Below are 21208 nucleotides of genomic sequence, written 5' to 3'. Positions count from 1 at the left end.
CACAGGCTGACAGTTGCTATCTGCTGTCCCAAGAGAGGCCTGAGTGGCGAGCGCCCGCCACCAGATCGGCCTGACCTGCCCTCACCGCCCTGTGAGTCCCGCATGACCGAGAAGACCGATGAAGTGGCCCGCCTGATCGGCGAGGAAGGGAGGTGCCAATGAACAGATTAATTCCCAGAAGCAAACTCCGCGAATCCTCGCGGTCAGCTCGATCCTACGGCATCGCTGAACCACCAGGGTTAACGCGATTGTGACACCATAACGACGATCGTTACATTATTTGCATGCATTTGCCTTGAATTGCGTTCGCAAAGGGTCTAGCGTCTTAGTCAGATGCCCCGCACGGGTATCGGAAGTCACCGCCGACCCCACCGACGCAAGGAGCGAGGATCATGAACGGCACAGCCCCAACCCCCACCACATCCCCCTATCCTGCGCTGCGCCGCACTCCGGTGCGCACGCTGAGCGCACTGACCATCGCGGCCGGACTGGTCCTTGCCGCCCCCGCAGCCGTCTCCGCAGCAGGTGCGGACCAGCCGCACCGGGACTTCGGCACCGAGGGCACCCTGGATGAGGCGGAAATCAGCTTCGAGGACTTCACCGCCGAACAGGAGTACCTCATCTACATCTCCATCGAAGGTGGGCCCGCGGCGCGTGGTGTGGAGTCCCTGGTGCACGCAGAGGGTCTCCTCGGCGAGGAACTGGATTTCTACCTACTGCCGCAGGAGGAGACCGAGAGCGGGATCATCGATCTGGGAACCGACGCGGTGGAGGAGCACTACACCATCAATATCCACCAGGAGAATGTGGCAGTGAACCATGTGGCTCAGGTTCGGGTCGATGAGTCTTTCAACCCCGGTCAGTACTGGTTGGTCGCCTACACCAGCGGTGGTGAGGCGGCGGGCTGGCAGAGCTTGCAGCTGGGCCAGGAGGACCTCTCCGAGATCCTGGAGTACCAGGGTGATCAGAAGACCCGCAGCCCCAAGGAGCTTCACGCGAGCCTCACTGCTCTGGCCGAGGCCGGGGAGGGCGAGGACTTGTTGAACATCTTCTGTGCCGATCCCGACCACGGTCACCTCTGCGAGAGCTCTGCTGAGGAACCTTCACAGAGCCAGGAGCCTCAGGAGCCTTCTGCCCCCACGGATCAGCCCAGCGAGTCTGCATCACCGTCTGCACTGCCCAGCGAAACCCCCGAATCCGAGCCCGCGAGCAGCAACGAGCGCCTGGCAGACACGGGATTCGGGGTTCTCACCCTGGGCCTGGTGGCAGCCGGGCTGCTGACGCTGGGCATTTTCTTCGCCCTGCGCAGCCGGGATAATAGCCCCAGCGTCTAAGCCACGCGCCAGGAGAGGACCAACTTGCTATGACACATAATCGACGTCTCCCGGCACTGGTTGCGGCTGGGGCACTGACCCTGATGAGCCCGGCCGCAGCATATGCCGAGGCACCGGAGCACGGAGCCCTCTCGGAGGAGAACTACGGTGGTCTCTCCCTGGGCGAGGGGGTGGGAACATTCCCCCTGGACTCCGCTTTTGAGCTGATGCTGCTCTCCGAGGACTTCGATATCCCAGAGTCGTTAGAAATCTGGGCACTCTCCCCGCAGGGCGATGAAATCCTGATCGGTTCTGGGGCTACCGAGTCCAGCAGCTACCAGAACCCAGGCTCACCCACCTACCCTGAGGCGGCGGTGGAGCTCATCGAGGTCGAGCTGCCCAGCTCGGAGATCGCCGGCTCCGACTGGTACGCGTTCGCCGCTGTGGATGGGGACAGCGGAGATCTGGTGACCTGGCAGGTCTATCCAGTGCTGCTCGAAGGCGATGATCACAGCTTCGACGATGATAGTCTCCAGCAAACTTGGCCCGTGCCCGACCCCCAGGACCGCACCAGCCCCAGCAGCACCCCGCCCACTCTGGAGGTGCTCACTGAGGAGACCTACGGGCTGGTGAGCATCCATCAGAATGAGGCGATTCTGCCGTTGGACGAGGAGATCACGGTAGATGTTCAGGCCGATACCTACGCCGATCTCTGGCTGCTACCCCCCGGCGGTGAAGAGGCGGTGTTCTTACCGGCTCGGGTGACCGACTCCACCGAGGAGACCATCCAGTGGGCCACCCAGATCAGCAGCGAAGAGGTGGACTACACCGGGATCTACGGCCTGATCTACGTTTCCGGGAGCGAGGTGCTGGGCTGGGCTCCCTTCGGCATCACTCTGGAGGGCGAGTCCTTGGACGCGGGCCTGCCGGGGGTCCATGACTCCGCGGACGGTTACGCCGACCGCAGCATTTGGCCAGTGCCGGACTCCGTGCCCGGGCCCGAAGAGGAAGGTGCCGAGGAGGACGAGCAGGCCGAGCAGCCGGAGGACGAGACTACGGAAGCACCCACTGAAGAGCCCACCGAGGACCAGCAGCCGGAGGGCACAGATGAGACTGATCCGGCGCAGACCGAACAGACCTCTGGGGACAACGGGGTCAATGTCTGGGTGGTGGTGCTGGCGATCGCCGGCGGGGCCCTGATCGCCGCCGGGATTGCCTACCTCATCGGCAATCGTCGGAGAAGCTCCTGAGGCTGACTCGCCGCCAGCAGCGCCCACTGGACAGCTGTGGGCCTTGTCACCAAAGAGCGGGGAAATGTTCCTCTGAACGTTCCGCAGCGTTCATCCACGATTGGTCAGATCGGAGCAGCGCGCCGATTATGGTTGCGCTGCTCCGATCCGCACTGATGACGAGGACTTTCAATGACCCAATCGCCTTATGCCGACGAGCCCACGCGCTGGAGCCGCCGGCTCACCGCTGTGGGACTGACTGCCGTACTGCTGACCGGCACCGCCGCAGCCTCCGCCACCACCGAGGAGTCCCTGGAGAACCAGGCCGATTCCAGCACTGAGGATTCCAACACCGAGACTCAGAGCACCACCTCCCTGGACCAGGACAGCGCCGCCGAAACAGACCCCGAGGGCGAAGACCCCGAGGCGGGCCAGGAAGCATCCGAGGCATCCGAGGATGACGGCCAGCAAGAAGATGAGGGCACTCTGGGCGCATCCGAGCAGGATGAGGACCCGGATGAGGCTGTCTCCTCCGAGGATGAATCAGATGAGCAGACCGAGGAGACAGCTGAGCTCTTCGCTGATGGGGAAGATGAGGGCACAGAGGAGGCAGGCGCCGTCGTCGATCTCCAGATTCTGACCACCAACGACTTTCATGGCCGCGTGGAGCGCGATGGGAACATCGCTGGGGCTGAAATCTTCGCCTGCACTGTGGACCACTTCCGCGGTGAGAACCCCAATACCCTGCTGGTGGGCGCAGGCGACCATATCGGTGCCTCCACTTTCACCTCCTGGGCCACCAACGACGAAGTGGCTATCGAGTCCTTGAACCTCTGGGGCATGGATGTCAGCACTGTGGGCAATCACGAGTTCGACACCGGCTGGGCGGACTTCCGTGACCGGTTCATGCCGCTGAGCGAGTTCACCTGGCTGGGCGCCAATGTGGTCGATGAGAACACCGGGGAGCCGATCCTGGACCCCTACGAGATTCATGAGGTGGGCGGGGCCAGCATCGCGTTCATCGGCCTGAACACTATGAACATGCCGAACCTGGTCTCCCCCGGCGGTGTCGAGGGCATCGAGTGGACCGACCTGTCGGCCACCGCGAACTACTGGGCAGAGCATATCGCGGAGAACGAGGACGCCGACCTCACCATGGTCCTGGTCCACGAAGGTCTCGGCCAGCCCGGCTTCGCAGAGCTGACGGAGAACGCGCACGAGGACATCTTCGCCATCGTCTCCGGGCACACCCACCAGACCTACGCCCAGCGCACCGAGGCCGGCACCTGGGTCACCCAAACCGGCGAGTACATCCGCAATATCGGCCAGTACACCATCCAGTTCGACCTGGAGACCCGCGAGGTGGTGGACTCCAGCTACGAGAACCTGCCGCTGATGAGCGAATTCGACGAGGGCTGGAACCCGGTCTACTGCAACTCGGGCGACCGTCCCGATGTAGCAGCCCTGGTAGCCGATGCTGTGGAAACCGCCGAGGAGGTCGGCAACCAGGTGATCGGCCAGGCCGACCCCGGCTTCGCCCGCGCCCAGAACCAGGACGGCAGCGAGAACCGCTCGGCCCGCTCCACCATGTCCGATGTGATCGCTGACGCCCAAGCCTGGGCTGCACGCCAGTCCGCCAATGACGTCGACTTCGCTGTGATGAATCCCGGCGGTGTACGCGCTGACCTGCCCCCGGGAACTGAGGGCGCCGGCGGCGAGGTCACCTTCCGTGACCTGGCCACCATCCAGCCCTTCGGCAACCTGATCAACTCCGTGGAGATCGACGGCCACGGGATCAAGGCGGTGCTGGAGCTGCAGTGGCGTGAGGGCCGCGACCTGATGCTGGGCACCTCCAGTGAATTCACCTACACCTACGACCCGACCCGTGACTACGGCGACCGGATCACCGGCATGTGGCTCAACGGGGAGGAGCTGGACCTCGACGCCACCTACCTGCTGGCCGCCAACTCCTTCCTGGCCGAGGGTGGCGATGGCTTCACCCCCTTCGCAGCGGGCAACCGCGGAACTACCGGGCAGGTGGACATGGATGGGTTCATCGCCTTCTTCCAGCAGGGCCGTGAGGGTCAGCTGGAGATCGGACCGAATCTTGCTAAGCGGTCCTTGGCGCTGACCTGGGTCTCTGATCCAGAGGCTGTCTACTCCCCCGGCGAGGAGATCGCCGTGGACCTGGCCGGCCTGTCCTGGAACACCCCGGGCCTGCCGGAGCCGGAGGCTCTGGAGATCACCTTGGGTGATGTCTCAGTGGGTACAGCGCAGGTAGATACCTCCTGGCCGGAGATCTGCGAGGACAACGATCTTCGCGGCACTGCCGAGGTCCGGGTGGAGGTTCCCGCCCTGGTGACTTCGGCGGGCAGCTTCTCCCCCGGCTTCAGCGCCGGAGCCTGGGCAGGCGACGAGGCTGAGGTCCCACTGACCATCACGGAGCCGCAGACCGGTCTGGAACTGACTCTGATGGTCACCGTGGACTCGGCCGTGGCTGAGGAGCCCGATGAGGAGGACCCGGCCGATGAGGACCCCGCCCCTGTGGAGGAGGACGAAGAGGCCCCTGCTGAGGAGGAGGACCCCTCTGCCGAGCCGGCCGGCGACACCGATGAGAAGAGCGCACTGGCGCAGACCGGTGCGACCCTCACCGCTGTGGCCGCGATCGCACTGGCGCTGCTGGTGCTCGGCGTGTTGCTGCTGATGATCCGCCGCCGTCAGGCCTCCAGCATCAGCTGACTCTGAACGCTAAGGGCTGCTGAGGCCGGACCCTCACGGGGGTTCGGCCTCAGTCGTTTAATGCTTGGAGCTCGGTGAGACGGTGGCGTCCACCCGCTGGAATGACTTCAGGTCCACATAGCCACAGGAGGCCATCGCATGCCGGAGGCCGCCCATCAGGTTGGAGGAGCCATCAGTGTGGTGGCCCGGCCCCAGCAGCACCTCTTCCAGCGAGGCCACAGTGCCCACCCGGGTACGGTGGCCTCGTGGGAAGTTCGGGTGCACCGCCTCCAGGCCCCAGTGCCATCCCTGACCCGGTGCTTCCTCAGCCCGGGCCAAGGTGGCGCCGAGCATCACGGCGTCGGCCCCCATGGCCAGGGCCTTGACGATATCGCCTGAGGAGCCCAGTCCGCCGTCGGCGATCACATGGACATAGCGTCCGCCGGACTCATCCAGATAGTCGCGCCGGGCGGCAGCGATATCACTGATCGCAGTGGCCATCGGCACCCGAATGCCCAGTGCCCGATGCGTAGTGGTTGCGCTGCCTCCGCCGAAGCCGACCAGCACGCCGGCGGCACCGGTGCGCATCAGATGCAGCGCGGGGGTGTAGCCGGCAGCCCCGCCGACTATCACCGGCACATCGAGTTCGTAGATGAACTCCTTGAGGTTCAGTGGGTCCACTGTTTCTGAAACATGCTCAGCGGAGACTGTGGTGCCGCGAATGACAAACATGTCCACCCCGGCGTCGAGCACTGTCTGGTAGAACTCCTGGGTGTTCTGCGGAGTCAGCGATCCGGAGACCACCACCCCGGCCTCCCGGATCTCAGCCAGCCGCTGGGTGATCAGCTCAGCCTTGATCGGCTCGGCGTAGAGCTGCTGCATCCGGCGGGTGTTGGTCGGCGAGATCTCCTGGCTCTCCAGGTGGGCGATCTCCTCGAAGACCGGCTCCGGGTTCTCGTACCGGGTCCAGAGGCCCTCCAGGTTGAGCACACCCAAACCACCGAGTCTGCCCAGAGCGATCGCAGTCTCCGGGGACATCACCGAGTCCATTGGTGCACCGAGCACCGGCATGGAGAAGGTATAGGCATCGATCTGCCAGTCCAGGGAGACGTCCTGCGGGCTGCGGGTACGCCGGGAGGGTGTGATGTTGACATCGTCCAATGCCCAGGCGCGGCGTCCGGTCTTAGCGAGTCCGATCTGGATCTCAGTCATGTGGGGCTCCTCAGCGGCCGCGGTAGTTGGGGGATTCGACGGTCATCATCACGTCATGCGGATGTGACTCTTTCAGCCCCGCCGAGGTGATCCGCACGAACTTGCCTTTTGCCTTGAGCTCCTCGATGGTGTGCGCACCCACGTAGAACATGGTCTGGCGCAGCCCCCCGGTGAGCTGGTGCAACACCGCCGAGAGCGGTCCGCGGTAGGGCACCTGGCCCTCGATGCCTTCCGGGATGAGCTTCTCGTCGCTGGGCACATCTGCCTGGAAGTAGCGGTCCTTGGAGTAGCTGGTGTTCTTTCCACGGGTCTGCATGGCACCCAGGGAGCCCATACCGCGGTAGGCCTTGAACTGTTTGCCGTTGTAGAAGACCAGATCGCCGGGAGACTCTGCGGCTCCGGCGAGCAGGGAGCCCAGCATTACAGCGTCAGCCCCGGCCACCAAGGCCTTGCCGATGTCCCCGGGGTGCTGCAGACCGCCGTCGGCGATCACCGGCACCCCGGCCGGGATAGCAGCCTTGGCCGCCTCATAGATCGCAGTCACCTGGGGCACGCCCACCCCAGCCACCACACGAGTCGTGCAGATGGAACCGGGCCCGACGCCGACCTTGACAGCGTCGGCACCGGCCTCCACCAGTGCCTGTGCCCCCTGACGGGTGGCGGCCTGACCGCCGATGACATCTACGCCTTCGGCGGCAGGATCAGCCTTGAGCTTGGCGATCATCTCCAGCACCCCCCGGGTGTGCCCATTGGCGGTGTCCACCACTAGCACGTCCACGCCGGCCTCAATGAGGCTCATGGCCCGCTGATAGCCGTCTCCGAAGAACCCGACGGCGGCTCCCACCCGCAACCGGCCCTCATCGTCCTTGGTGGCCTGGGGGTACTTATCGGCCTTGTCGAAGTCTTTGATGGTGATCAGCCCGGTGAGCTTGCCGGACTCATCCACCAGGGGCAGCTTCTCCACGCGGTGCTCGCTGAAGATCCTCAGCACCTCGGCGTTGGGGATGCCTTCCTTAGCGGTGATCAGCGGGGCACGGGTCATCTTCTCGGCCACTGTGGTGGTGGTGTACTCGGCGTCCGGGATAAAGCGGATATCCCGGTTGGTGATGATGCCCAGCAGTGTGCCGGACTCATCGACCACCGGCAGCCCGGAGATCCGGTAGTGCGCGCAGATCTCGTCCAGCTCAGCAATAGTGGCCCCGGGGCCGATGGTCACCGGATCAGTGATCATGCCCGATTCGGAGCGCTTGACCTGATCCACCTGTTTGGCCTGTTCCTCGATGGAGAGGTTGCGGTGGATGATCCCGATCCCGCCCAGCCGGGCCAGGCCGATCGCCATCGGCGCCTCGGTGACGGTGTCCATGGCCGCGGAGACCACCGGTGCGTTCAGACGGATATTTCGGGTCAGCTGTGTGGCTGTATCCGCCTCTGAAGGAATGACATCAGTCTCCCCCGGCAGCAGCAGGACATCATCGTAGGTCAGACCGACCAGGGCGAATGGGTCATGCCCCTCGTCATGGGTGTGGCTCAATGCGGGTGCCTCTCAGAACAGTTGCGGTGACGGGTCAGACAATCGTCAACAAGTCTACTGGGGGGCACAATTCCCGTGCTGGTTCCGCAGGAGCGCACCGGAGTATGACCTTGTGTGAACTTATCTCGGCGGGGATTGAAGATATTGGCGCATAGTGGTGAGTGCACTGCACCGATTGCGAAAGGCGTACCTGATGAGCAGCGAAGACAGCACTCCGGCTGAGGGCACCCAGACCCCGGCCAAATCCACCTCTGGGTTGAAGACCGGCATCGCTATAGTGGCCGTGGCCGCCCTGGCCGGCACGGCAGGCTTTGCCGTGGCCAACTCCACCGGCGGCTCGGAGGTGACCGGCGGCGGCCCCACGGCCCAGGGTGAGGGCGCCACTGCCGGCGAAGCTGCCGCTACCGTGACTGCCGTGGACATCCCCGGCGAGAACCGCGGCTACGAGGAGGTTCACACTGACGAGCCTCTGGTGGACACTGACTGGCTGGCCGAACGCCTGGATGAGGGTGACCTCTACGAGCAGGGCATCGTGCTCCTGGACGTCTCCGAGGACCTGCCCACCTCGGAGCTGACCCCCTACTCCGAGGCGCATATCCCGCAGGCGCAGTACGTGGAATGGTCTTCAGCGTTCACCCAGCCGAACACCCGCGAGTTCATCTCCGCCGAGGAGTTCACCGAACTCGCCCAGTCCCTGGGAATCAACGACGACACCACCGTGGTGCTCTATGGGGACAACAACAACTGGTTCGCTGCCTATGCCGCCTGGGTCTTCAACCTCTACGGGGTTCAGGACGTGAAGCTGCTCGACGGCGGCCTGCACAAATGGGAGATCTACGACGGCCGTGAACTGACTGAGGAAGTACCCTCCGTGCCCGAGGGCAGCCTCGAGGCCAAGCCGCAGAACCATGACATCCGCGCCTTCCAGCCAGAGGTGCTGGAGATCGCCGAAGTCAATGCCGCCGCAGGTGGTGAGGCCGCTGCTGATGTGAATCTGGTTGACATCCGATCCGCCGAGGAGCACAACGGCGAGGTAGGCGTGGACCCGGAGATCTTCCAGGGCGAGGGCGCATCCATCTGGGGGCACATCCCCGGCTCCGTGAACGTCACCTGGACCCAGATCGTGGACCCCGAGACGGGCGAGTTCCTGCCCGCCGAGGAGATCCGCGCCATCTACGAAGAGGCCGGAGTCGATTTCAGCAAGCCGATCATCGCCTACTGCCGGATCGGTGAGCGCGCCTCGCACACCTGGTACGCACTCAGCCAGATCCTGGGCGAGCAGGTGAAGGTCTACGACGGCTCCTGGTCGGAATGGGGCAACTCTGTGGGTGTCCCGGTGGCCAATAACTCCGGTCAGCGCGCCGGACTCTGGGGCCAGTCCGGAGACTGAACCGTGCTGATCCTGCCGACGCGTCCACCGCGCTCGGCTCTCGGCCGCCTGCAGCGGCCGCGGCCTTCACACCTAAAGCGGAACCGGGCTCAGGTCATCCTCAGCCCGGTTCCGGCGCGTCCAATACGAGGAAGATATGACTATAGAAGTGAAAGCCGACCGTGAACTCGGCTGGTCCCGGGGTGACACCCTCCGCACCTCGATCGCAGCGGCCGTAGCCGCACTGCTGCTGGGCACCGCCTGGTTCCTGACGGCAACCGACGGGGAGGGCCTGGGCGGTTCCAATGCTGCTCTGATGCTGCTGGTCGGAGCTGGGCTGGGCATCCTGTTCGAGCGCGGCCGGTACTGCTTCTTCTGCGTCTTCCGCGATCTGTTCGAGAAGAGGAACAGCCGGGGGATGTACGCCATCCTTGTCTCCATTGCAGTAGGGATGATCGGCTACGCGGTGATCTTCTCCACCCGGATCCCCACCCCCACTGGTGACAACACCCCATCCGACGCCCATATCGCCCCGGTCTCCATAGCCCTGGTCATCGCCGGCCTGGCCTTCGGCCTGGGCATGGTGATCTCCGGAGGCTGCATCGCCGGGCACCTGTACCGGCTCCCCGAGGGGCATCTGCGCTCCCTGCCCGCCCTGGGCGGCGTCGTCCTGGGCTTCGGTGCCGGATTCCTCAGCTGGGACTTTATGTACTCCAGCTTCATCATCGGTGCCCCGGTGCCCTGGTTGCCCGCAGGCAACGGTTACACCATGGCAGTGCTGGTGCAGCTGGGGGTGCTGGTGGGCCTGGGATGGTGGCTGCTGCGCTGGAACCCACCTGTGCAGGGGCGCGGGGACCGGGTGGTGGACGCCACCGAGGTCCGCCGCCTGGTGTTCTTCAAGCGCTGGCCCGCACTGATGACCGGTGCCGCCGTGGGGCTGCTGGCCATTCTGGCCTACTACAAGGATGTTCCGCTGGGGGTGACCAGCCAGATCTCCTCGCTGACCCGCACCGGGATGACCGAGGCCGGTATGCTGCCGCACTTCATGCCGGGCCTCGATGAGCGGCTGGCCGGCTGCGTGGCAGTGGTGGTGCACACCATCACCACCAACGGCTGGCTGGTCATCGGCATCGTGCTGGCCTCACTGGCCGCTGCCCTGCCGGGGCGCCGGGTCCGGTTGGAGAAGACCACCGCCTTCAACTCGATCACTGCTCTGCTGGGCGGGGTGCTGCTGGGCTGGGGGGCCATGATCGGGCTGGGCTGCACTATCGGCGTGCTGCTCTCCGGCACCCATGCTTTCGCGCTCTCCGGCTGGGTCTTCGGGGCCGCCGTCGTAGCGGCCGCCGGACTCAGCTTCCGCCTCGGACTGCACCGCCGAGCCGCACCTGGTGTTTTTAGCACTCTGCTTGATTGAGTGCTAACGGGCGTTCTATAGTTCTATTAGCACTCGGCGTCACCGGGTGCTAACTCTCCGGCGGCCGTCAACCGCCTGAGTGTGAAAGCCTGACGGAGACCTCCGGCTCCCGCGACGACGGTTGGTCACTCCACAGGCGAGCAACAAGAAAAGCCGGGTGCGGCGTCGTCGTGCTCGGTGCAAGCCAAGAGAAGATCAACTTCAGCAAAGGAGAGAGCTGACGTGTCAGTCTCCATCAAGCCCCTCGAGGATCGAATTGTTGTCCGCCCCCTGGAGGCCGAGCAGACCACCGCTTCCGGCCTGGTCATTCCGGACACCGCCAAGGAGAAGCCCCAGGAGGGCGAGGTCGTGGCCGTAGGCCCCGGCAAGGTCTCCGACTCCGGTGAGCGCCTGCCCGTAGACGTCGCCGAGGGCGATGTGGTCATCTACTCCAAGTTCGGCGGCACTGAGGTCAAGGTCGGCGGCGAGGAGTACCTGGTGCTCAACGCCCGCGACGTCCTGGCCAAGGTCGAGAAGTAAACCACTTATCTACTCGATCTAAGGAGTAAAAACCTATGGCTAAAGAGCTTCTGTACGATGATGCCGCCCGCAAAGCACTTGAGGCCGGCATCAATAAGCTCGCCGACACCGTCAAGGTCACCTTGGGCCCCAAGGGCCGCAATGTGGTGCTCGACAAGTCCTGGGGTGCGCCCACCATCACCAACGACGGCGTGACCATCGCCCGCGAGGTGGAGGTTGAGGACGCCTACGAGAACCTCGGCGCCCAGCTGGCCAAGGAGGTCGCCACCAAGACCAATGACGTCGCCGGCGACGGCACCACCACCGCCACCGTGCTCGCTCAGGCCCTGGTCAAAGAGGGTCTGCGCAATGTGGCAGCCGGTGCTGCCCCCAGCGAGATCAAGCGCGGCATCGAGGTCTCCGTGGACGCGGTCACCCGCCGTCTGCGCGAGAACGCCCGCGAAATCTCCGGGCAACAGGAGGTCGCCTATGTCGGTGCCATCTCTGCTCAGAACGATGAGGTCGGCGAACTGCTGGCCCGCGCCTTCGAGACTGTGGGCAAGGATGGTGTGATCACCATTGAGGAGGGTTCCACCACCTCCACTGAGCTGGATGTCACCGAGGGTATGCAGTTCGATAAGGGCTTCCTCTCCCCGCACTTCGTCACTGACGCTGAGCGTCAGGAGGCCGTGCTGGAGGACCCGCTGATCCTGATCCACCAGGGCAAGATCTCCAATATGCAGGAGTTCCTGCCGGTGCTGGAGAAGGTGCTGCAGGCCAAGAAGCCGCTGTTCATCATCGCTGAGGATGTGGAGGGCGAGGCGCTGTCCACCCTGGTGGTGAACAAGCTGCGCGGCACGCTGAACGCCGTGGCCGTGAAGGCCCCCGGCTTCGGCGACCGCCGCAAGGCCATGCTGGAGGACATCGCCACCCTGACTGGCGCCACCGTGATCACCCAGGACCTGGGCCTGAAGCTGGACCAGGTCAGCCTGGACGATCTGGGCACCGCCCGCCGGGTGACCGTCACCAAGGACGAGACCACCATTGTGGACGGAGCCGGTGCCAAGGAGGACGTGGAGGGCCGGGTCGCTCAGATCAAGGCTCAGATCGAGACCACCGACTCCGAGTGGGACCGCGAGAAGCTGCAGGAGCGGCTGGCCAAGCTGGCCGGCGGCGTTGCTGTGATCCGCGTGGGCGCTGCCACTGAGGTGGAGCTCAAGGAGCGCAAGCACCGCATCGAGGATGCCGTCTCCTCCACCCGCGCTGCTCTCGAAGAGGGCATCGTGGCCGGCGGCGGCACCGCGCTGATCAACGCGCTGTCCGTGCTGGACGAGGACTCTGAGGTCCAGGCCCTGACCGGCGACGCCGCTGCTGCAGTAGGCATCGTCAAGCGCGCCCTGGTCCAGCCGCTGCGCTGGATCGCCCAGAACGCCGGCGAGGACGGCTTCGTGGTCGCCTCCAAGGTCGCGGAGCTGGAGCCCAACCACGGCTTCAACGCCAAGACCGGCGTCTACGGCGACCTGATCAACGACGGCGTGATCGACCCGGTGAAGGTGACCCGCTCTGCCCTGCAGAACGCGGCCTCCATCGCCGCACTGGTCCTGACCACCGAGACCCTTGTGGTCGAGAAGAAGGACACGCCCGAAGACGACTGATCCCAGTCTGATTCCCCTCAGAGCTAAGGCCCTGGTTCCGGCAGCGGGACCAGGGCCTCACTCATCTCCAAGGTGGTGACCCCCGCTGTTTTCGGCTTCTGAGCGCCAAAACTCCCCGTTTACGCCAAAAACGGCGGTGATCAGCGCTTCTCCAGTAGCCGGCGCAGTCGGGCGATGACCCCTGCGAAGCGGCTCCTGGCATGGACACTGTTGACCAGGACCACAGTCCACCCTTGCGCTTCGAAGGCCGCATTGCGCCGTTGGTCCAGCACCTGCTGCTCTAGTGGAAGAATGCACTAGATGCAATGTGGTGTCACTTCGCATCTTCGAGACCTGTGGATAACCCTGCATCCGGTTTCCGTAGAATCAACAGGTGACCAGCACGACGCCGCCCTCCCATCTCTCTGCGGACGGCGGCGCTGTCTCCCGCCGCTTCTACGCCTGGGAGGTAGGCATCGTGCTAGCGCTCTCCCTGGGCCGCAGTGCGGTCTATGCAGTGCTTCAGCTGGCCGAGCGGCTGAGCATCGCCCCGCTGTCCGAGCAGAGCGCCACCGTGCAGCGCTCCCGCTCCCGGGCGGAGTTCTTCGACTTCAGCTACCAGCTGCTGGACTCACTCTTCGCCCTGGTACCGGTGACCCTGGTCCTCTACCTGCTCTTCCTCCACGGAGGCAATCCTTTCCGGCGCTGGGGCCTGGACTTCCGCCGGCCCGGCAGGGACTGGGCACTGGGAGCCGGGCTGTTCGTGCTCATCGGACTGGGCACCCTGGTGGTCTATGCCGCCGGGCGCGGACTGGGCCTGACTGTGCAGATCGTGCCGAGCGACGTCACGGAGTACTGGTGGTCAGCGCCGGTGCTGCTGCTGGCCGCACTGCGGCACTCCCTGCTGGAGGAGGTCATCATGGTGGCCTACCTCTTCGACCGGGCGCGCCGGATCTGGCCGCAGCTGGCCACCTCCACCGCTGCGCTCTGGCTGCTCATCCTGGCCTCAGCGGCCCTGCGCGGGGCCTATCACCTCTACCAGGGCTTCGGCCCCGGCTTCGGGAACCTGGTCATGGGGGTGATCTTCGGCTGGCTCTACCTGAGGTACGGGCGAGTGATGCCGCTAGTCATCGCGCACTTCCTGCTCGACGCCACTGCGTTCCTGGCCTTTCCGCTGGTACTGACCAGCTTCGGCCTGGACTCACTGCTCTGAAAGCTGTTCCTGAAGCCCCAGCACCTCGGCCAGCTTCTCAACCGGCTCACGGATCTGCTGGAAGGACTCGTCGAACACTGATTCCGGCAGCATATAGGGGTCGACAACGTCCTCCTCATCAGCTGCCCCAGCCTCCCGGCGTGCCCTGTCCAGCACAGTGACCAGGGCTGCGAGCTTCTCGACGGTGCTCCCGCCCTGGGCAGCCTGCCCAACATCTTCCAGGAGATGGCCGAACTTGATGTGGGTGAAGATCTTCTCGCGCGCCTGCGGGACCTCGGCGAGCATGTCCCGGACGTGGACACCGGTGGCGGCCAGGATGAGGTCCGCACGATCGATCATCTCCGGGGTGACCTGCTCGGCTGTGAAGTCTGCGGTCTCCGCCCCGTACTCGGCGATCCGGCGCTTCATCGGCTCCTGCATATCCTCGCCGTCATGGGCGTAGGTGCCCCCGGAGATCACCTCGATGCCCGGCTCGTCCCGGAACAGGTGGGCCAGCAGGCGCTCCATGGCGGGCGAGCGGCAGATGTTTCCGGTGCAAACGGTGAGGATGGTGAACTGTGCGCTCATCAGGGGGTCACACCTCTCGGCGGAAGAAGGGGAAGGTGGCCTGCTTCTGGGGGATGTTCAGCACGAAGTCCCGGCGGGGGTCACGGACGAACCCCTCCGACTCGTAGAGGGCGTGCGCGGCGGTCATCGAGCGCAGGCTGCACAGAGCCACGCCGAGGATCTCCGGGCGGGATTGGGCTTCGGCCATGATATGGCGGACCAGTGCCCGGGCGACTCCACGGCCCTGGAACTCGGGCGCCACTGCCAGCATCCGGAACTCCATCTCCCCGGGTAGGGCGACCTCCGCATAGGCGCCGTCGAAGTCGGTGACGGTGGCGGAGCCGGCGACGACGCCGTCCACCTCGGCCACCAGCAGCCGAGCCTTGGCTGCCCGGTCGGCCACCTCGGTGAGGTGCTGAAGGTAGGTGTCCTGGGGCCCCAGGTGTCCGCCCTCCAGATAGGCGGCGACGGTCAGCTCACCGATGCGGCCGAAGTCCGCTTCCTGTGCGGGGCGGATCTGGGCAGTGGAGGTGGTCTCGGGCGTCGTCGTACTCATAGGTTCTCCATCGGCTTGAGCACCGCTGTTTTCGGGCTGTAAGCGCCGATTTCGGGCTCGGAAGCCGAAAACAGCGGTACTCGACTTGTGGTGTGCTACTCGGAGGAGCCGGAGTCAGTCTTGGTGACCTTGCGGCGGCGCCGGCGGCGCTGGGAAGAGCGGGAACCGCCCTCCTTCTTGGGCTGCTCAGCGGAGCCGGCGGCGTCGTTGGTGTTCCCGCCCTGCTCCCCGCTGGAGCGGCGCCGGCTGCGGCTGCGGCTCCAGCCAGTATCGCGGCCACCCCCGGAACGATTGCCATCGCGGCCCCGGCCTGAACCGCCCTCACGCCTATTGCGCCCGCCGGAACGGTCCGGACCGCCGAGCTCCTCGAGCTCCTCGCCCTCCAGGCCCTCTTTGGAACGCTTATGCCGGGGCAGCCTGCCCTTGGTGCCCTTGGGGATGTCGAGGTCCTCAAACAGGTGGGGGGAGGATGAGTAGGTCTCCACCGGTTCAGGCTGGTCCAGGCCGATCGCCTTATTGATCAGGCTCCAGCGCGGGACATCCTCCCAGTCCACAAAGGTCACGGCGGTGCCCTTCTGCCCGGCGCGGCCGGTGCGGCCGATCCGGTGCAGATAGGTGGACTCGTCCTCCGGGCAGACGTAGTTGATCACGTGGGTGACGTCCGTGACGTCGATGCCGCGGGCGGCGACATCGGTGGCCACCAGCACATCGACCTTGTCATTGCGGAAGGCGCGCAGGGCCTGTTCGCGGGCTCCCTGGCCCAGATCGCCGTGGATGGCGCCGGCGGCGAATCCGCGGGTCTTCAGTTCATCGGCCAGTTTGTCGGCCTGCCGCTTGGTGCGGGTGAAGATGATGGTCCGGCCGCGCCCCTCTGCCTGCAGGATCCGGGCGATCATCTCGTCCTTGTCCAGCGAGTGCGCCCGGTAGACCACCTGGCGGATGTCCTTCTTGGTCACACCCTCGTCAAAGGGGTCGGCGGCGGAGATATGCGTGGGCTTGGTCATGAACCGCCGAGCCATGGAGACCACGGGCCCGGGCATGGTGGCCGAGAACAGCATGGTCTGGCGCACCTCGGGCACGTAGCTGAGCAGCTTCTCCACATCGGGCAGGAAGCCGAGGTCGAGCATCTCATCGGCCTCGTCCAGCACCACGATCTTCACGTTCTTCAGGTTCAGGTGCTTCTGCCGGTGCAGATCGATAAGCCGCCCGGGGGTGCCCACTACGATCTCCACGCCGGCGTTGAGCTGCTTGATCTGCGGCTCGTAGTCACGCCCGCCGTAGATGGTGGCGATCCGTGCGCTCATCTTGGACCCGGCAGTTGTGAGGTCCCCGGCCACCTGGACGGCCAATTCACGGGTGGGTGCCACGATCAGCGCCTGGGGTGCGCCGGGGCTGGGCAGCGCCTCATAGGCGTCCGTGCCGGGTGAGGCCACCCGCTGCAGGGCGGGGATCCCGAAGCCGAGGGTCTTACCGGTGCCGGTCTTGGCCTGGCCGATGATGTCATTGCCGCGAAGGGCGATCGGCAGGGTCTCGGCCTGGATGGGGAAGGGGGAAATGATGCCCTTCTCGGCCAGCGCCTCAACGATCTCGCTGCGGACGTCGAAGTCCGCGAAGGTCAGAGTGTGTTCTGCAGTGTCTGTCATTCGTTCTTTCATTCAGCGACGGCGGCAAAGCCCACCGTCTGTTTGGTGTCGGAGCCGATCTCTACGTATCCGATCGAGGCCACCGGCACCACCACTTTCTTCTCGCGGCGGTCGGTGAGACTCAGCAGCGGCTTGGACTTCTCGATCGCCTCGGCCACGGTCTTTTCGATCTCCTCGGCCGAAGCCTTGGTGTCGACGACGATCTCGCGGGTCACGTTCTGGACTCCGATGCGTACTTCCATGCCACTCCTTGAGGTTTTGGGGCCGGCGCCGCTTACGCTCACAGCAGGAGCAGTACGACGCCGCAGTACAGGTCTTTACGCCCGATCCTACCTGCCCAGCCCGGTCAGGACTGCTCCGACTCCTTGGGAAAGCCGGATATTCCGCGCCAGGCTAAACGGGAGGTGAGCTGCGCGGAGGTCTCCAGGTCGGGGCGTTCGGACAGCTTGGACCAGTGCCGGGCGGCAGTGGTGGCCATTCCGATCAGCCCGTGACCGAGCATCGTGGCCTCGGCCATGGGCTGGCCGGTGTCATCAGCGATCACCTCAGCAATGGCGAAGGCCAGGGCATCGTGGAACCGCTCCAGCCGTTCGGCCACAGTGGGGTCATTGTCCATACCTGCGGCAAAGATCAGCCGGTAGGCCTCATCTTTGCGGGCGATGAACTCGTAGAAGGCGGTGACCGTTCCGGAGACCCGCTCCTTATTCGTCTCGGCCCCGCCGAGCACTGAGGTCAGCTCGTCCTGCAGCTGACCCAGGTGCTTGTCCAACAGGTCCAGGAACAGCTCATGCTTACCGGGGAAGTGCTGGTAGAGCACGGGCTTGGAGACCTGTGCCGATTCGGCGATGTCATCCATAGAGGCGGCGTGGAAACCTTTGGCCACAAAGACTCTCAGGGCACAGTCCAGCAGCTGGGCCCGCCGCTGCTCGCGTGGGAGTCGTTTGGCCCGGCCTGGTTCGGACGCTGGTGCCGTAGTCATGGGTGATGATTGTAGGCCATGGGGCCAGGCTGAGACTCTGGCTCAGTCGGGCAGCGGCCCAGAGCCTGCTGATCCGGTGCCGGCCGCCAGGATTCGCGCCACCTGCTCAGGATCGGTGGTGTGCTCCCCCAGCCGGTTCGGCTTACCGGTGACCCCGTGGTAGTCCGAGGAGCCGGTCACGATGAGGTCCCGCCGCCGTGCCAAGTCCAGCAGCAGCTGCTGACCCTGGGGCGGATTGTCGCGGTGGTAGACCTCCACGCCCAGCATGCCGGCATCCACCAGCTCCTCAAGTTCGGCCATCGAGAGTGTGTTCCCGCGGGCACCGGCCATCGCATGGGCAATGATCGGGACTCCCCCGGCCGCACGGACTCGCTGCACCACCTCGGTGGGATGCGGGTTGTCCTGCCCCACGTAGTAGCGGGAGCCCTTGTGCAGATAGCGCTGGAAGGCCTCGGTGCGCGATTCCACCACCCCAGCGGCGACCAGCGCATCGGCCAGATGCGGGCGACCGATCGAGGCCTCCCCGGTCACCTGCTCCAGCACCAGCTCCCAGCTGATCGGAAAGTCCTCAGCCAGGCGCTCACAGATCCGTTTGGCCCGCTCCACCCGACCGCCGCGGGTGGCAGCGTTGATCTCCAGCATGGCAGGTTCGGCCGGATCATGCAGATAGCTGAGCATATGCACACTGGCGGAGTCGGTCTTGGAGCTGATCTCCATCCCCGGGATGAATGCCAGGCCGTGCTCCTGCGCGGCTGTGCGGGCCTCCTCCCAGCCGGCATTGGAGTCATGATCGGTGAGCGCAATCCCGGCCAGTCCCGCCCGAGCGGCCTCCGCAACGACATGCGCCGGCGGCTCAGTGCCGTCGGAGACCGTGGAGTGAGTATGCAGATCAAAGCTCATGCTCCCCACTGTATCCACTGGCCCCGCATCGGGAGCGCCTCGGGACATAGACTGATTTCATGACATCTGATGCGCAGACCAGTGATGAGAGCCAGCAGCTGCAGGACCGGGTCAACAACCGTTCCCAACGCCCCCAGTCCGAGGCGTTCAAGGCATTCATGGCCGCCCAGTGGGCACCCACCGAGGGGGGCGAACACCCCCGTGATGAGGTGGCGGACTTCACCCCGCGGCGTCGGGCTGCTGTCTCCGAGCGGTTCGCCGGCGAGCGCATCGTGATCCCAGCCGGGCCGCTGAAGGTCCGCTCCAATGACACCGACTACCGGTTCCGGCCGCATTCGGCCTTCGCGCATCTGACCGGCCTTGGGGTGGACCATGAGCCCAATGCCGTGCTGGTCTTCGAACCTGCGGAGCACCAGGCCCCTAGCGCCTGGGACACTGCCCACCACGAGGTGACGCTGTACTTCAAGCCGATGGCCGGGCGTGACACCGAGGAGTTCTACGCGGACTCCAGGCACGGTGAGTTCTGGATCGGGCCGCGGCCGGATCTGGCGGAGTTCGAGCAGCGGCTGGGCATCAGGACCCGGGACCTGGACCAGTTCGAGGCGGCACTGAGCAAGGATGTGGGCCCGGCGGCCAGCGGCGGCACCCAGGTGCGCCTGCTGCGCGAGGCCGACCTGAACGTGGATGCTCTGGTGGACACTGCCCGGGCCGAGGCCAGCATGGACCTGGAAGCCTCCGATGCGCTGGACGCTGAGCTGACCGAGTTCTGCTCCGAACTCCGCCTGGTCAAGGATGACTGGGAGGTGGAGCAGCTGCGCGGATCGGTGGCTGCGACCATCGCCGGCTTCGAGGATGTAGTGCGTGCCCTGCCGCGTGCAGTGGGCCATGATCGCGGGGAGCGGATCGTGGAGGGTGCCTTCTTCGCCCGCGCCCGGCTTGAGGGCAATGATCTGGGCTATGACACCATCGCGGCCTCCGGGAATAACGCCACGATCCTGCACTGGATCCGCAACCACGACCGGATCGATCCCGGTGAGCTGCTGCTGCTGGATGCCGGGGTGGAGGCCGATTCGCTCTACACTGCGGACATCACCCGCACCATTCCGGTCTCCGGCAGCTACTCACCGGTGCAGCGCCGGGTCTACGAGGCCGTGTTGGCCGCCGCTGACGCCGCATTTGAGGTGGTGCGTCCGGGCATCAAGTTCCGCGATATCCACGCCACCGCGGTGAAGGTGCTGGCGGAGCACCTCGACGATTGGGGCCTGCTGCCGGTCTCCCTGGATGAGGCGCTCTCTCCCGAGGGCCAGCAGCACCGGCGCTGGATGCCGCATGGCACCAGCCATCACCTGGGGTTGGATGTCCACGACTGCGCCCAGGCCAAACGCGATCTCTACCTGGACGGGGTGCTCGAGCCGGGCATGGTCTTCACCATCGAACCCGGCCTGTACTTCAAGAACGAGGACCTGGCGGTCCCGGAGGAGTACCGCGGGATCGGGGTACGCATCGAGGACGATGTGCTGGTCACCGAGGACGGCTGCGAGAATCTCTCCGCGGCTCTGCCCAGGAAGGCCGATGATGTCGAGTCCTGGATCGCCCGGCTACAGGCTTAGCGTCCCCACGCCTCAGGCCTACTTCTGCTCAGTGTCCTGGGCGCCGGGGCGCTGAGTGTTCTCCGGCGCAGCTTCAGCGCCCTGGTCGCTATCAGACTCCTCGTCAGCGCGATCTTCCCGCTGCACATCGGCCAGGCGGACTCCGTAGCGGGGCCTGCCGTCAGGCTGGACCCAGTCGCTCTTGGGGTCCGCAGATGACGACGACGCCCCCGGCTGCTCATCCAACCCCGGCTCACCGGATTCCGGGGCACTGTGGTGCGCCGGCGTCGTCGTACTGGACACAGCAGCTGCCCGCCCCGCTTGGCGCTGGGCGGCGGCATCCAGATTGGTGGGCTTGCCGGTGGGGTCGTTGACCGCATTGAGGCTGCTCACTCCGGCCCCCTGCATCAGTTGCCGGGCCTTGCCCGCAGACTGGAAGTCGCAGACCACATCAAAGGTGGTGGCGGTGAGCTGGGAGGCCGAGATAAACCCGCGGGCCCCGCGGCGGGCGGAAAAGCTGATCACCCCAATGATCATCCAGACCGCCATGCCCATCAGCACCGCCATCCCGAAGTTCACCAGCAGCATGCCCTCCGGGGAGAACAGCATCAGCAGCAGGCCCATGAAGGCTCCGAACAGGGCACCCTGGACGGCGCCGGTCAGTGCCACCCGCGGATAGCTCAGCCGCCCGCGGACCTTCTCCACGCTGCGCAGGTCATTGCCCACGATGGTGATCGACCGCAGGTCGAAGCCTTGGGCGGAGGCCAGGTGGTCCACCACTTTCTGGGCCTCCTCATAGGTGCGGTAGCGGCCCAGCAGCTCCCCGCGCGGCAGTCCACCAGTGTGCAGTCCGAGATTCGCCAT

19 protein-coding genes are annotated in these 21208 nt (G+C 65.4%); 9 read left to right on the top strand and 10 right to left on the bottom strand.

Features of this window, described 5'->3' with window-relative positions:
* Positions 1 to 392: 392 nt before the first annotated feature.
* From GNZ21_RS05790 to GNZ21_RS05780, 3 genes are all read left to right on the top strand, one after another.
* On the top strand, positions 393 to 1334 hold the full coding sequence (locus GNZ21_RS05790) for a hypothetical protein (RefSeq protein WP_157322260.1): 942 nt from the start codon (positions 393 to 395) through the stop codon (positions 1332 to 1334).
* A gap of 29 nt (positions 1335 to 1363) precedes the next feature.
* On the top strand, positions 1364 to 2563 hold the full coding sequence (locus GNZ21_RS05785) for a hypothetical protein (RefSeq protein ID WP_157322258.1): 1200 nt from the start codon (positions 1364 to 1366) through the stop codon (positions 2561 to 2563).
* A 171-nt stretch (positions 2564 to 2734) separates the two neighbouring features.
* The gene (locus GNZ21_RS05780) at positions 2735 to 5281 is read left to right on the top strand and encodes a bifunctional metallophosphatase/5'-nucleotidase (protein WP_157322255.1); all 2547 of its coding nucleotides are present in this window, start codon (positions 2735 to 2737) and stop codon (positions 5279 to 5281) included.
* Positions 5282 to 5338: 57 nt separating this feature from the next.
* Here GNZ21_RS05780 and GNZ21_RS05775 read toward each other — a convergent pair whose 3' ends face one another.
* Together GNZ21_RS05775 and guaB are read right to left on the bottom strand one after the other, a co-directional pair.
* Positions 5339 to 6472: a GuaB3 family IMP dehydrogenase-related protein gene (locus GNZ21_RS05775; RefSeq protein WP_157322253.1), complete on the bottom strand. Its 1134-nt coding sequence runs from the start codon at positions 6470 to 6472 to the stop codon at positions 5339 to 5341.
* 10 nt (positions 6473 to 6482) lie between these two features.
* Complete coding sequence (gene guaB, locus GNZ21_RS05770) at positions 6483 to 8003, bottom strand: IMP dehydrogenase (RefSeq protein ID WP_157322251.1); 1521 nt, start codon at positions 8001 to 8003, stop codon at positions 6483 to 6485.
* 193 nt (positions 8004 to 8196) lie between these two features.
* On the opposite strand from guaB, the gene GNZ21_RS05765 reads away from it, so the two are divergent.
* From GNZ21_RS05765 to groL, 4 genes are all read left to right on the top strand, one after another.
* The gene (locus GNZ21_RS05765) at positions 8197 to 9393 is read left to right on the top strand and encodes a sulfurtransferase (RefSeq protein ID WP_157322249.1); all 1197 of its coding nucleotides are present in this window, start codon (positions 8197 to 8199) and stop codon (positions 9391 to 9393) included.
* Positions 9394 to 9529: 136 nt separating this feature from the next.
* The gene (locus GNZ21_RS05760; protein WP_157322247.1) at positions 9530 to 10786 is read left to right on the top strand and encodes a YeeE/YedE family protein; all 1257 of its coding nucleotides are present in this window, start codon (positions 9530 to 9532) and stop codon (positions 10784 to 10786) included.
* Between the two features lie 222 nt (positions 10787 to 11008).
* Positions 11009 to 11305 (top strand): co-chaperone GroES, encoded by a 297-nt coding sequence (gene groES, locus GNZ21_RS05755; RefSeq protein WP_188503368.1) that lies wholly within the window; start codon positions 11009 to 11011, stop codon positions 11303 to 11305.
* A gap of 35 nt (positions 11306 to 11340) precedes the next feature.
* Complete coding sequence (gene groL, locus GNZ21_RS05750) at positions 11341 to 12939, top strand: chaperonin GroEL (protein WP_157322245.1); 1599 nt, start codon at positions 11341 to 11343, stop codon at positions 12937 to 12939.
* 140 nt (positions 12940 to 13079) lie between these two features.
* Here groL and GNZ21_RS16065 read toward each other — a convergent pair whose 3' ends face one another.
* A complete protein-coding gene (locus GNZ21_RS16065; RefSeq protein WP_268234802.1) occupies positions 13080 to 13211 on the bottom strand; it encodes a hypothetical protein in 132 nt (43 codons plus the stop codon).
* Between the two features lie 101 nt (positions 13212 to 13312).
* On the opposite strand from GNZ21_RS16065, the gene GNZ21_RS05745 reads away from it, so the two are divergent.
* The gene (locus GNZ21_RS05745) at positions 13313 to 14131 is read left to right on the top strand and encodes a CPBP family intramembrane glutamic endopeptidase (RefSeq protein WP_188503369.1); all 819 of its coding nucleotides are present in this window, start codon (positions 13313 to 13315) and stop codon (positions 14129 to 14131) included.
* Here the strand turns inward: GNZ21_RS05745 and GNZ21_RS05740 are convergent.
* From GNZ21_RS05740 to GNZ21_RS05715, 6 genes are all read right to left on the bottom strand, one after another.
* A complete protein-coding gene (locus GNZ21_RS05740) occupies positions 14120 to 14698 on the bottom strand; it encodes an arsenate reductase/protein-tyrosine-phosphatase family protein (protein WP_157322243.1) in 579 nt (192 codons plus the stop codon). The two genes, GNZ21_RS05745 and GNZ21_RS05740, sit on opposite strands and share 12 nt — an antisense overlap.
* A gap of 7 nt (positions 14699 to 14705) precedes the next feature.
* Entirely contained in the window at positions 14706 to 15233 is a 528-nt protein-coding gene (locus GNZ21_RS05735) for a GNAT family N-acetyltransferase (RefSeq protein WP_157322241.1), read from the bottom strand.
* Positions 15234 to 15328: 95 nt separating this feature from the next.
* A complete protein-coding gene (locus GNZ21_RS05730) occupies positions 15329 to 16876 on the bottom strand; it encodes a DEAD/DEAH box helicase (protein WP_229659317.1) in 1548 nt (515 codons plus the stop codon).
* A gap of 8 nt (positions 16877 to 16884) precedes the next feature.
* Positions 16885 to 17118, bottom strand: coding sequence for a DUF3107 domain-containing protein (locus GNZ21_RS05725; protein WP_157322237.1), 234 nt, complete (start codon positions 17116 to 17118; stop codon positions 16885 to 16887).
* 104 nt (positions 17119 to 17222) lie between these two features.
* Entirely contained in the window at positions 17223 to 17855 is a 633-nt protein-coding gene (locus tag GNZ21_RS05720) for a TetR/AcrR family transcriptional regulator (protein WP_157322235.1), read from the bottom strand.
* Between the two features lie 42 nt (positions 17856 to 17897).
* Positions 17898 to 18755 (bottom strand): PHP domain-containing protein, encoded by an 858-nt coding sequence (locus tag GNZ21_RS05715; protein ID WP_157322233.1) that lies wholly within the window; start codon positions 18753 to 18755, stop codon positions 17898 to 17900.
* Between the two features lie 59 nt (positions 18756 to 18814).
* On the opposite strand from GNZ21_RS05715, the gene GNZ21_RS05710 reads away from it, so the two are divergent.
* Entirely contained in the window at positions 18815 to 20365 is a 1551-nt protein-coding gene (locus tag GNZ21_RS05710; protein WP_157322231.1) for an aminopeptidase P family protein, read from the top strand.
* Between the two features lie 18 nt (positions 20366 to 20383).
* Here the strand turns inward: GNZ21_RS05710 and GNZ21_RS05705 are convergent, their stop codons facing one another.
* Positions 20384 to 21208: a general stress protein gene (locus tag GNZ21_RS05705; RefSeq protein ID WP_157322229.1), complete on the bottom strand. Its 825-nt coding sequence runs from the start codon at positions 21206 to 21208 to the stop codon at positions 20384 to 20386.

Origin of the sequence: Nesterenkonia alkaliphila (genome assembly GCF_009758175.1) — a bacterium.
Taxonomy (GTDB): Bacteria; Actinomycetota; Actinomycetes; order Actinomycetales; family Micrococcaceae; genus Nesterenkonia; species Nesterenkonia alkaliphila.
This window is presented reverse-complemented; position numbering and strand designations above follow the sequence as displayed.